Origin of the sequence: Kluyvera sp. Awk 3, from assembly GCF_028069715.1 — a bacterium.
Lineage (GTDB): Bacteria > Pseudomonadota > Gammaproteobacteria > Enterobacterales > Enterobacteriaceae > Kluyvera > Kluyvera georgiana_A.
Window position 1 is genome coordinate 1 of the sequence record NZ_JANEWH010000129.1, and the last position, 12122, is coordinate 12122.

Annotated in this window: 10 protein-coding genes and 2 rRNA genes; 7 read left to right on the forward strand and 5 right to left on the reverse strand. The window is 54.8% G+C overall.

Annotated features, from left to right (window positions below; all coding sequences use genetic code 11):
- The first annotated feature begins 142 nt into the window (after positions 1-142).
- On the forward strand, positions 143-1510 hold the full coding sequence (locus NNN71_RS20185; protein WP_271459198.1) for a PTS transporter subunit EIIC: 1368 nt from the start codon (positions 143-145) through the stop codon (positions 1508-1510).
- 85 nt (positions 1511-1595) lie between these two features.
- Here NNN71_RS20185 and grcA read toward each other — a convergent pair whose 3' ends face one another.
- Positions 1596-1979: an autonomous glycyl radical cofactor GrcA gene (gene grcA / locus NNN71_RS20190; RefSeq protein WP_064543417.1), complete on the reverse strand. Its 384-nt coding sequence runs from the start codon at positions 1977-1979 to the stop codon at positions 1596-1598.
- Between the two features lie 318 nt (positions 1980-2297).
- Here grcA and ung point away from each other — a divergent pair, with 318 nt between their 5' ends.
- Positions 2298-2984, forward strand: a complete 687-nt coding sequence (gene ung, locus NNN71_RS20195) for a uracil-DNA glycosylase (RefSeq protein ID WP_271459199.1) — start codon at positions 2298-2300, stop codon at positions 2982-2984.
- Between the two features lie 60 nt (positions 2985-3044).
- Here ung and NNN71_RS20200 read toward each other — a convergent pair whose 3' ends face one another.
- Positions 3045-4145: a tRNA/rRNA methyltransferase gene (locus NNN71_RS20200; protein ID WP_271459200.1), complete on the reverse strand. Its 1101-nt coding sequence runs from the start codon at positions 4143-4145 to the stop codon at positions 3045-3047.
- A gap of 203 nt (positions 4146-4348) precedes the next feature.
- Here NNN71_RS20200 and trxC point away from each other — a divergent pair, with 203 nt between their 5' ends.
- The 5 genes from trxC to NNN71_RS20225 all read left to right on the forward strand — a co-directional run bounded on the left by trxC (position 4349) and on the right by NNN71_RS20225 (position 10064).
- Complete coding sequence (gene trxC / locus NNN71_RS20205; RefSeq protein WP_064543411.1) at positions 4349-4774, forward strand: thioredoxin TrxC; 426 nt, start codon at positions 4349-4351, stop codon at positions 4772-4774.
- Positions 4775-4843: 69 nt separating this feature from the next.
- The gene (locus NNN71_RS20210; protein ID WP_163448334.1) at positions 4844-5542 is read left to right on the forward strand and encodes a tRNA-uridine aminocarboxypropyltransferase; all 699 of its coding nucleotides are present in this window, start codon (positions 4844-4846) and stop codon (positions 5540-5542) included.
- 35 nt (positions 5543-5577) lie between these two features.
- The gene (locus NNN71_RS20215; RefSeq protein WP_163448336.1) at positions 5578-8229 is read left to right on the forward strand and encodes a bifunctional acetate--CoA ligase family protein/GNAT family N-acetyltransferase; all 2652 of its coding nucleotides are present in this window, start codon (positions 5578-5580) and stop codon (positions 8227-8229) included.
- A 108-nt stretch (positions 8230-8337) separates the two neighbouring features.
- On the forward strand, positions 8338-9693 hold the full coding sequence (pssA, locus tag NNN71_RS20220) for a CDP-diacylglycerol--serine O-phosphatidyltransferase (protein ID WP_064543404.1): 1356 nt from the start codon (positions 8338-8340) through the stop codon (positions 9691-9693).
- Between the two features lie 62 nt (positions 9694-9755).
- Complete coding sequence (locus NNN71_RS20225) at positions 9756-10064, forward strand: YfiM family lipoprotein (RefSeq protein WP_411908122.1); 309 nt, start codon at positions 9756-9758, stop codon at positions 10062-10064.
- Between the two features lies 1 nt (position 10065).
- Here NNN71_RS20225 and NNN71_RS20230 read toward each other — a convergent pair whose 3' ends face one another.
- The 3 genes from NNN71_RS20230 to NNN71_RS20240 form a co-directional block, all read right to left on the reverse strand.
- The gene (locus tag NNN71_RS20230) at positions 10066-11364 is read right to left on the reverse strand and encodes an MFS transporter (RefSeq protein WP_167575212.1); all 1299 of its coding nucleotides are present in this window, start codon (positions 11362-11364) and stop codon (positions 10066-10068) included.
- Positions 11365-11675: 311 nt separating this feature from the next.
- Positions 11676-11791 (reverse strand): 5S ribosomal RNA (gene rrf / locus NNN71_RS20235).
- A 93-nt stretch (positions 11792-11884) separates the two neighbouring features.
- Positions 11885-12122, reverse strand: a 23S ribosomal RNA gene (locus NNN71_RS20240); the annotation flags it as partial.

The following is a 12122-nucleotide window of genomic DNA, read 5'->3' on the forward strand; positions in this document are numbered from 1 at the left end:
AATTTAAACACAAACCATGTTTTAACCACCTTATAGACGGAAGTTGTGATTGAAATCATATTTTATTGGTTTGTTTTTAAAGATGAGCTTACTTACCATTCAGCGAGACAAACAAAACAACAAACATACCGCAGGAGCCATTATGGGGACGCAAGAGGCTATCAGCAGGATTATTCGTCTGGTAGGTGGACAGGAGAATATCAATAAAGTCTGGCACTGTATGACCCGGCTGCGCTTTGATTTAATTGATGATAATAAAGTGGCGCAGGATGAAATTAAGCAACTGCCCGGCGTGTTGGGCGCACAGCTACAAAGCGATCAGTTCCAGATTATTATCGGCCCGAAGGTGAACAGCTGGTATGAAACGCTGCAGGAAGCCCTCGGCGATAGCGGCCAGTCGACTGTTAGCGGCAAAAGCAAAGAACGCAAAAGCCTGGTTTCGCTGTTTATGGATACCGTCTCCGGGGTATTCGGCCCAATCGTCCCCGCCATCGCCGGCGCCGGGATGATCAAAGGCCTGCTTGCGGGGCTGATTGCGCTAAAAGTGGTATCGCCGAAAAGCGAAACGGTGATGATCATCGATCTTATCGCCAGCGGCGTATTTTATTTCCTGCCGTTCTTCCTTGCCGTCTCGGCGGCGAAGATCTTTAAAACCAACGAATACCTGGCCGCCGCCGTCGCCGCCTGCTTGATGTACCCTACGCTGATTGACGCAGCGAAAGCGCTCGCCACGCATCAAGCCGATGCCGCCTCCGCGCTCTGGTTGTTTAACGCCATTCCGGTATCGGTATTCAACTACGCCTCCAGCGTGATCCCGGTGATCTTCTCCATTCTGGCGTTGAAGTACATTCACCAGGCGGTCGACAAGATCATGCCCGACGTGCTGAAAACCGTCTTTACGCCCACGCTAACGCTGTTCCTCGGCGCGCTGGCGGCATTGGTGGTGATTGGGCCGATTGGTATCTGGCTGGGTAAAATGCTGGCGTGGTTTATCGAAGGGCTGTTTGGCGTTTCGGCGAGCTTCGCCGGGCTGGTAGTGGGCGCCATTCGTCCGGTCGCTATTCTGACCGGGATGCATCACGCGATGACGCCTATCGCGCTACAAAACTTCAGCGATCGCGGTTACGACATGCTGATGCCGATGATGTTTATGGCCAATATGGCGATTGCCGGAGCCACGTTTGCCATCTGGCGTCTGAACAAAGAAAACCGCACGGTGACGCTTTCCGCTGCGATCTCCGCGCTGCTGGGCATTACGGAACCGGCGCTGTTCGGCGTGCTGACCCGCTACAAGAAAGCATTTATCGCCGCCACGATCGCCAGCTCACTGGCTTCAGCGTTTATCGCCTTCTTTGGCGTACGACTGTATGGCTATATTTTATCGAGTATTTTCAGCCTGCCCGCGTACATCGGCCCTTACTTTATTTTCGCCATCTCTGGCGTGGCCATCGCGCTGGTGCTCTCCTTCACGCTAACCACCATTCTGGTCGGGCGCGAGCAGTCCAGATAAAAAAAATCCCCCGCAGGTATCCTGCGGGGGATTTGTCTGTTAGCACCGGATTAACCCAACGCCTCCATTTCCCACCCCTGAGAAATTACAGGCTCTCGGTGAAAGTACGGGCGATAACGTCGCGCTGCTGTTCCGGAGTCAGAGAGTTGAAACGTACCGCATAACCGGAAACACGGATGGTCAGCTGCGGGTATTTTTCCGGATGCTCAACGGCGTCCAGCAGAGTTTCACGACGCAGTACGTTGACGTTCAGGTGCTGACCACCTTCAACGCGAACTTCTGGTTTCGCTTCAACCGGGATTTCACGGTATTCGATATCGCCCAGCGCGCTAACGGCAACGACGTCATCTTCTTTGAAACCGCCTTTCGCACACAGGCAACGGGCTTCACCTTTCTCGCTGTCGAGCAGCCAGAATGAGTTGAGCAGGTCGTCGTTTGCAGCTTTAGTAATCTGGATACCAGTAATCATTTGATGCCTCCCTAGGCTCTTTATATTCGTTTTTAACTGGCCGCTTCCCGGCCAATTGGTAAAACCATTGTTGCTTGAGTGTATATATACCCCTCGAACACCCTTGATTCTTTGATTTAAATCAACAAAAACCACACCATAAAAGTGGTGATACAGGAAAATACTTGTTTTGCATCAAGTTACGCACCCTGTAAGCACTAAAAATATTTGTAAATATTCAACTTTTTTTATTCTACAGACTTCCCCTTCCACTATCCGATTTTGTGATGGAGAAAGAAGCAGTTAAGCTATAGCGAGAGAAATTCGCAGGAGAGCGAGATGACAACCCCATTAACCTGGCACGACGTGCTGGCCGCCGAAAAAGAGCAGCCCTATTTTGTTAACACGCTGGTGACCGTGGCCAGCGAGCGCCAGTCGGGCGTGACCATTTATCCGCCGCAAAAAGATGTTTTCAACGCTTTTCGCTATACCGAACTGAGCGATGTGAAAGTGGTGATTCTGGGCCAGGACCCGTACCACGGCCCCAATCAGGCACACGGACTGGCGTTTTCTGTCCAGCCGGGCATTGCCATACCGCCGTCGCTGCTGAATATGTATAAAGAGCTGGAAGGCACCATTCCCGGCTTTACCCGTCCGAACCACGGTTATCTGGAGAGCTGGGCGCGCCAGGGTGTGCTGCTGCTCAACACCGTGCTCACCGTGCGTGCCGGACAGGCGCATTCTCACGCCAGCCTCGGCTGGGAAACCTTTACCGATAAGGTGATTGCGCTGATTAACGAACATCGTGAAGGCGTAGTCTTTTTACTGTGGGGATCGCACGCGCAGAAGAAAGGGGCAATTATTGACCCTCAGCGTCATCGCGTGCTGAAAGCGCCACATCCGTCGCCGCTGTCGGCGCATCGCGGGTTCTTTGGCAGTAATCATTTTGTGCAGGCCAACCAGTGGCTTGAACAGCGCGGCGAGACGCCGATTGACTGGATGCCGGTGCTGCCGGAGCAAGTCTAGCTAAAGCAGGCATAAAAAAACCGGTAGAGGCGACTCTACCGGTTTTTTTCATTCACGTACTTACGCTTTATGCTGTCGCCACCATTCCGCCAGCAGCACGCCCGTCGCCACGGAGACGTTCAGGCCTTCAACGGCGCGCGTCCCGTCGATTGACACGCTCATGTCAGCAATAGAGGCAGCCGCTTCGGAAACGCCATCGCGGCCCTGGCCCAGCGCCAGCACCATTTTCTTAGGCAGTTCTGATTTGAACAGCGGCAGACCGCGGCCATTGCTGCTGGTCGTAACGATGGTGTAGCCCGCATCGCGGAACTGTTCCAGCGCAGCAATGAAGCTGTCGCCAGTAATCGGCTCAACATGCTCAGCGCCGCCTTCAGCGGTACGGATCGCGGCACCAGACTCCAGCAAAGCCGCATCCTGCAATATCACCCCTTTCACACCAAAGTGCGCGCAACTGCGGATCATCGCGCCGAGGTTGTGCGGGTTACCTGCATCTTCCAGCGCCAGTACGCAATCATCTTCGCCGCTTTTCGCGACCCACTGCTGTACGGAAGTGCCGTTACGTTTTTTAATCAGGAAGCAAACGCCACCGTGATGTTCAGTGCCGGACGCTTTCGCCAGCTCGGCTTCATCCACCACGTGGTAGGCTTTACGGTTTGCCGCCATCCAGCGCAGCGCTTCTTTAAAGCGCGGGGTGACGCTCTGCACAAACCAGGCGCGAACAATCGCGTCCGGACGGCTCTGGAACAGCGCCTGACAGGCGTTTTCACCGTAGACGCGGGTTTCTTCCGCACGCTGACGACGCAGAACTTCCGGATCGATAAAGCTTTTGCCGCTGATGCCGCCGTGATCGGGCTTAACGATGGTTTCGTCACCCGGCGCACGGGAAACCGTACGCCATGGGGAGCCTTCACCACGTTCGCGATCGCGTTCAACATCCCGATCGCGACCGCGCTCACGGCCACGATCGCTGTTTTGACCCTTTCTCTCATCACGGGCAGGGCGACGACCGCCTTCGGCACGGGAAGTACCGGCACGGGATGCGCCTGGACGGCCTCCGCCTTTACCAGTACGTGGATTTTGGGTGCGTTTGTCCGAGTCATCGTCACTGCGGACGTACATCACTTTGACCTTGCCGTTTTTGTTTTTCAGTTCGTCGCTCATGTTTTTCTCCACCTGCGCTGCGCGAAGCGCGCAGATTACCTGATGTGCCAGCGCTTAGCTATGACTTCGTACAAAAGACCACGACTATTGTACCCATTGGATAAAACGCATTGTCGATTAATACGCTCTGAACGATAATGTGTAACATTATAGAAACATCCGGCAACATTGCCGTTCTGCAACACGAGACCCAGAGGTGAGTTATGAATACCGTTTGTGCCCACTGCCAGGCGCTTAATCGCATTCCAGAAGAACGCATTAACGAGGCGGCAAAATGTGGACGCTGTGGTGAAGACTTGTTTGATGGCGATGTTATTAACGCCACGGACAGCACGCTGGACAAACTGCTGAAGGACGATCTCCCGGTTGTGGTTGATTTCTGGGCGCCATGGTGCGGCCCCTGCCGCAATTTTGCGCCGATATTTGAAGACGTCGCCGAAGAGCGCAGCAGCACGATGCGCTTCGTCAAAGTGAACACCGAAGCCGAACGTGAACTGAGCGCCCGCTTCCGTATTCGCAGTATCCCGACCATTATGATTTTCAAAAATGGCGAAGTGATCGATATGCTCAACGGCGCCGTCCCCAAAGCGCCGTTTGAAAGCTGGCTGAACGAGGCCCTGCAAGCCTGATACCCACGGGGCACATCTTGTGCCCCGAATCCGCCTCTGCGACAATAGCGTTTTTGCCGTTCGAATCCCATGATTGATAACGCCGTTCTTCGGTTGCGCGCCGAGCGTCTTGCCCGCGCGACTCGTCCTTTTCTTGCCCGCGGTAACCGGGTTCGTCGCTGCCAGCGTTGCCTGCTGGTACAGCGCTATTGTCTCTGTGACACCATCACGCCGCAGCCGGCAAAAAGTCGTTTCTGCCTGGTGATGTTTGATACCGAGCCGATGAAACCCAGTAATACTGGCCGTCTGATCGCCGATATTTTGCCGCAGACCGAGGCTTTTCAATGGTCGCGTACCGAACCGCCCCAGGCGCTGCTGGATTTGGTCAGCAACCCCGACTATCAGCCGATGGTCGTCTTTCCTTCCTCCTACGCCGATGCCGACAGGCAAGTGTTGAGCGCCCCGCCATCAGGTAAACCACCGCTCTTTATTATGTTAGACGGAACCTGGCCGGAAGCGCGCAAAATGTTTCGCAAAAGCCCGTGGCTGGACAATTTGCCGCTGATCTCCGTCGACCTTTCGCGCGTATCGGCCTACAGCCTGCGCGAAGTGCACGCCGAAGGGCAGTATTGCACCGCTGAAGTGGCGATTGCGCTGCTCGATTTAGCGAATGATACCCATGCTGCATCGGCACTCAGTGAGCATTTCACCCGCTTTCGTAGCCGCTATCTGGCAGGAAAATCTCAGCATCAGGGCAGCGTCACAGCAGTCGAGACGGAAAACGGTTAAACTCTTACCGTCATTGTCGCGTAAGGAAGACCGGTATGAGCCAACGTGGGCTGGAAGCACTGCTGAGACCCAAATCGATTGCGGTGATTGGCGCATCAATGAAACCTCAGCGCGCCGGTTTTCTGATGATGCAAAACCTGCTGGCGGGTGGTTTCGCGGGCCCGGTATTGCCGGTGACGCCCGCGTGGAAAGCCGTGCTGGGCGTGCTGGCCTGGCCGACGATTGAAAGCCTTCCCTTCTCCCCCGATCTCGCGGTGTTGTGTACCCATGCGCGCCGCAATCTTGAGCTGCTGGAGTCACTGGGCGAAAAAGGCTGCAAAACCTGTATTATTCTCTCCTCCCCTCCGGACCAGTTCAGCGAGCTAAAAGCTTGCGCCGCCCGTTATCAGATGCGACTACTGGGGCCGAACAGCCTCGGGTTACTGGCCCCGTGGCAGGGGCTGAACGCCAGCTTCTCGCCGGTGCCCATCCGCAAGGGCAAGCTGGCCTTTATCTCGCAATCCGCCGCCGTCTCCAACACGATACTGGACTGGGCGCAGCAGCGCGAAATGGGCTTCTCCTATTTTATCGCGCTCGGCGACAGCCTCGATATCGACGTCGACGATCTGCTCGACTATCTGGCGCGCGATAGTAAAACCAGCGCTATTCTGCTGTATCTCGAGCAACTCAGCGACGCACGCCGCTTTGTCTCTGCCGCCCGTAGCGCATCGCGTAATAAGCCCATTCTGGTGATTAAAAGCGGCCGTAGCCCAGCGGCGCAGCGGCTGCTGCACGTGAACTCGGGGATGGATCCGGCCTGGGATGCGGCTATCCAGCGCGCGGGTTTGCTTCGCGTACAGGACACGCACGAACTGTTTTCTGCCGTTGAAACGCTCAGTCATATGCGGCCGCTACGCGGCGAGCGACTCATGATCATCAGCAACGGCGCGGCGCCTGCGGCGCTGGCGTTAGATGAACACTGGGCGCGTAATGGCAAACTGGCCACGCTGAGCGACGAGACGCGCCAGCAGCTTCAACAGCTATTGCCCGATACCGTCGAGGCCAACAACCCGCTGGATTTACGTGATGATGCCAGTATTGGCCACTATCTGGCGGCTGTGAATGTATTGCTGAATAGCCCGGACCTCGATGCGCTGATGGTCATCCACTCACCCAGCGCCACCGCGCCAGGCAGCGAAAGCGCCGCGGCCTTGATTGACCTGATTAAGCAACACCCACGCGGCAACTACATCAGCGTACTGACCAACTGGTGCGGCGAGTATTCATCGATAGAAGCGCGCCGGATGTTCAGCGATGCCGGGATCCCGACCTACCGCACGCCGGAAGGCACCATTACTGCCTTTATGCATATGGTGGAGTACCGGCGCAACCAGAAGCAGCTACGGGAAACCCCGGCCCTACCGCACAGCCTGACCGCCAATACCGGCCAGGCGCATGAATTATTACAGCAGGCGATTGATAACGGCATCAGCGCACTGGACACGCACGAAGTGCGGCCAATTTTAGCCGCTTACGGCCTGAATACGCTTCCCACCTGGATTGCCGCAGACAGCGCCGAGGCTGTACACATTGCTGAGCAGATTGGTTATCCGGTCGCGCTTAAGCTTCGTTCGCCGGACATTCCGCATAAATCGGAAGTTCAGGGCGTCATGCTCTACCTGCGTACCGCCAGCGAAGTGCAGCAGGCGGCGGACGCCATCCTTGACCGTGTAAAAATGACCTGGCCACAGGCACGTATTCACGGGCTGCTGGTGCAAAGTATGGCCAACCGCGCTGGCGCTCAGGAGCTGCGCGTCGTCGTCGAGCACGATCCGGTTTTCGGGCCGCTGATTATGCTGGGGGAAGGCGGTGTGGAATGGCGCGCAGAAGATCAGGCCGCTGTCGCCTTACCGCCGTTGAATATGACGCTGGCGCGCTATCTGGTCATTCAGGCGATTAAAAACAAGAAAATCCGCGGGCGTAGCGCGCTGCGGCCGCTGGATGTTGCGGGGTTGAGCCAACTGCTGGTACAGGTGTCGAACCTGATTGTGGATTGCCCTGAAATTCAGCGGCTGGATATTCACCCGCTGCTTGCCTCTGGCAACGAATTCACCGCTCTGGACGTGACGCTGGATATTGCGCCATTTAGCGGGTCAAGCGAAAGTCGACTGGCGGTGCGGCCTTACCCGCAGCACCTTGAAGAGTGGGTGACTATGAAAAACGGCGAGCGCTGCCTGTTCCGCCCAATTCTGCCGGAAGACGAGCCGCTACTGCAGCAGTTTATCGCCCGGGTGACGAAAGAAGATCTTTATTACCGCTATTTCAGCGAGATCAACGAATTTACCCACGACGATTTAGCCAATATGACGCAGATCGACTACGATCGAGAAATGGCTTTCGTGGCAGTCTATTCGTCAGGCGATCGTACCGAGATCCTGGGAGTGACTCGCGCGATTTCCGATCCCGACAACATTGATGCGGAATTTGCTGTGTTAGTGCGCTCCGACTTGAAAGGTCTGGGGCTGGGTGGGCGTCTGCTGGACAAACTTATTGGCTACACCCGATCCCATGGTTTACAGCGCCTGAATGGTATTACCATGCCAAACAATCGTGGAATGATTGCTCTGGCGAGGAAGCTCGGTTTTGACGTAGATATTCAGCTGGAAGATGGCATTGTCGGGCTGTCATTAAGGCTAAGTGATGACTAAGCTGCTGGAAATGCTGCCCTTACCCGACAGAGATGGTATCATTGACCGCTTACGTCGTCTGCGTGGTACAGAGGACCCTTCACTAAACCAGAGAAGAAACGCACTGTGATGTTGTCAAAATTTAAGCGTAATAAACATCAACAACACCTTGCCCAACTACCCAAGCTTTCACAGTCTGTTGATGATATTGAGTTTTTTTATGCTCCAGCAGATTTTCGTGAAGCGTTGCTCGCAAAAATCGCCAGCGCCACGCGCCGAATCTGTATCGTCGCGTTGTACCTTGAGCAGGACGACGCCGGAAAGATGATTCTGCAAGCCCTGTACGATGCCAAACGTCAACGCCCGGAACTCGATGTTCGCGTGCTGGTTGACTGGCATCGCGCACAGCGTGGGCGCATTGGTGCTGCCGCATCCAATACCAACGCGGACTGGTACTGCCGCACCGCAAAAGAGAACCCAGGTGTCGAGGTTCCCGTTTATGGCGTGCCGGTAAATACCCGTGAAGCGCTCGGCGTACTGCACTTTAAAGGCTTCATCATTGATGACTGCGTGCTGTATAGCGGCGCGAGCATCAATGATGTCTATCTGCATCAGCACGATAAATATCGTTATGATCGCTACCAGTGTATTCGTAATCCGCAGATGGCCGATATCATGTTCAACTGGGTATCGGAGAATCTGGTCGAAGGCCGTGGCGTGAATCGTCTGGACAACACTGAGCGTCCGAAAAGCCCGGAAATCAAAAATGATATCCGCCAGTATCGCCAGGAACTGCGTGATACCAGCTACCATTTCACAGGTAATGCAGGTGATGATGAGCTGACGGTTACGCCGCTGGTTGGTCTGGGGAAAACCAGCCAGCTGAATAAAGCTATTTTCCACCTGATGCCGTGCACCGAAGAAAAGCTCACAATCTGCACCCCTTACTTTAACCTGCCAGCATTGCTGGTCCGCAGCATCATTCGTCTGCTGCGCGAAGGGAAGAAAGTGGAGATTATCGTCGGGGACAAAACGGCGAATGACTTCTATATTCCGGAAAATGAGCCGTTTAAAATTATCGGCGCGCTGCCGTATCTGTACGAGATTAACCTGCGCCGCTTCCTGAGCCGCCTGCAATATTACATCAATACCGATCAGCTGACGGTGCGCCTGTGGAAAGACGGCGATAATAGCTATCACCTGAAAGGGATGTGGGTCGACAACGAGTGGATTCTGCTGACCGGCAATAACCTCAACCCTCGTGCGTGGCGTCTGGATCTGGAAAACGCGGTGCTGATTCACGATCCGAAAAAGCAGCTGGCGTCGATGCGCCAGAAAGAGCTGGATCTAATTCGTAAGCACACAACGGTGGTTAATCACTTCCGCGACCTGCAAAGCATCGCGGACTATCCGGTAAAAGTGCGCAAGCTGATTCGCCGTCTGCGTCGAATTCGTATCGACAGGCTGATTAGCCGTATCCTGTAAACTGAAGCCCCGCACATCGGGGCTTTTTTATGACTGGAGTCTTTATGCTACGCCCTCTTCTGATGTGCACAATGCTGGCGCTCAGCGGTTGCAGCCATATGGCAAACGATAGCTGGAGCGGGCAGGATAAAGCTCAGCATTTTATTGCCTCGGCGATGCTTTCAGCCGCCGGTAATGAGTATGCGCAGCACCAGGGAGTCAGCCGCGATCGCAGCGCGGCGATTGGCCTGATGTTTTCCGTCAGCCTGGGGGCGACGAAAGAGCTCTGGGACAGCCGCCCGGCAGGGAGCGGCTGGAGCTGGAAGGACTTTGCCTGGGACGTTGCCGGCGCCACCACCGGCTATGCGGTGTGGCAGCTCGCGCAACATTAAACTACAGGCGTAGACCTTTTCCTTTGCGATGCAGCTTAAGTGAGACCAGGAAAGCAATCGCCGCCATTACCGTCACATACCAGAAGAAGGCGGTTTCGATACCCGCAGACTTCATCGACAACGCCACGTATTCGGCTGAACCGCCAAACAAGGCGTTAGCCACCGCATAAGACAAGCCTACCCCCAACGCGCGCACCTGCGCCGGGAACATTTCAGCTTTCAGGATCCCGCTAATAGAGGTATAGAAGCTGGTAATAAGCAGCGCGCACATGACTAACGCAAATGCCGCGTACGGTGATGTGACGTTCTGCAGCGCGGAGAGAATCGGCACGGTAAACAGGGTTGCCAGCGCGCCAAAGCAGAGCATCGAGGTACGGCGGCCGACTTTATCCGACAGCAGTCCAAAGAACGGCTGAACCAGCATGTAGACGAACAGCGCGGCAGTCATAATGACGCTTGCCAGATTGGCGCTCATCCCGGCGGTGTTTACGAGATATTTCTGCATATAGGTCGTAAAGGTGTAGAAGCTCAGCGAGCCTGCGGCGGTGAAACCGAGCACCATCACAAATGCCTTGCGGTTACGCCACAGCCCTTTGAATGAACCGGCCTCCTTTAGCGTGCGCGTCTCTTTCTGTGAGGTTTCATCCAGTTGGCGACGCAGCCACAGGGCGACAATCGCCAGTACGGCCCCCAGGGCAAATGGAATTCGCCATCCCCAGGCGTGAAGATCTTCGCTGCTAAGCACATTTTGAAGAATTACCACCACCAGTACAGCCAGCAATTGACCGCCAATCAGCGTGACATACTGGAAGGACGCATAGAAGCCCTTACGACCTTCAACCGCTACCTCACTCATGTAGGTGGCACTGGTACCATACTCGCCGCCGACGGACAGCCCCTGGAACAAACGCGCCAGCAGTAGCAGTGCGGGAGCCCAGGTGCCAATCACGCTGTAGCCCGGCAAACAAGCAATAACTAACGAGCCGAAGCACATCATGCATACGGAAATGAGCATCGAGACCTTACGTCCACGGCGGTCTGCGATGCGGCCAAATAGCCAACCACCGATTGGGCGCATCAGAAAACCCGCGGCGAATACGCCAGCAGTTTGTAGCAGTTGGGTAGTGGTATTGCCTGACGGGAAAAAGATGTGAGCAAAATAGAGGGAACAGAACGAGTAGACGTAGAAATCAAACCACTCAACAAGGTTCCCTGATGATGCCCCGACAATTGCCATCACGCGACGGCGAGTATCGCTGTTGGTCAGCGATTCTTCTGGGGTCACACTGGTTACGGCCATTTGTTAACTCCTGCCAAAAGCGCTCTCCTGCCTTACCGGGCGTACACGTCACGCAGGCAGATATTTTAGTAAATGAAATGTTATATAATTGTTATTTGCAAATTAGTGATGAGAGTCACATTTTCTGTTAGCAGGATCACGATTTAGGATTAGCTGCAGGAGGAATAGAGGGAAATGGAGTGGAAAAAAAGTGGAGTATTGTGCATCACGTGCACATAAGGAGATGTTAGCGCCAACATCCGGCATGTGAGACGGGATCGTACAGACGCAAAAAAGCCCATCCGTCAGGATGGGCTTCTTCACTAATTGATGCCTGGCAGTTCCCTACTCTCGCATGGGGAGACCCCACACTACCATCGGCGCTACGGCGTTTCACTTCTGAGTTCGGCATGGGGTCAGGTGGGACCACCGCGCTACAGCCGCCAGGCAAATTCTGTTTTCAGACCGCTTTATGCGTTCTGATTTAATCTGTAATCAAGCTGAAATCTTCGTCTCTTCGCCAAAACATCTTCGGCGTTGTAAGGTTAAGCCTCACGGTTCATTAGTATCGGTTAGCTCAACGTATCGCTACGCTTACACACCCGACCTATCAACGTCGTCGTCTTCAACGTTCCTTCAGGACCCTTAAAGGGTCAGGGAGAACTCATCTCGGGGCAAGTTTCGTGCTTAGATGCTTTCAGCACTTATCTTTTCCGCATTTAGCTACCGGGCAATGCCATTGGCATGACAACCCGAACACCAGTGATGCGTCCACTCCG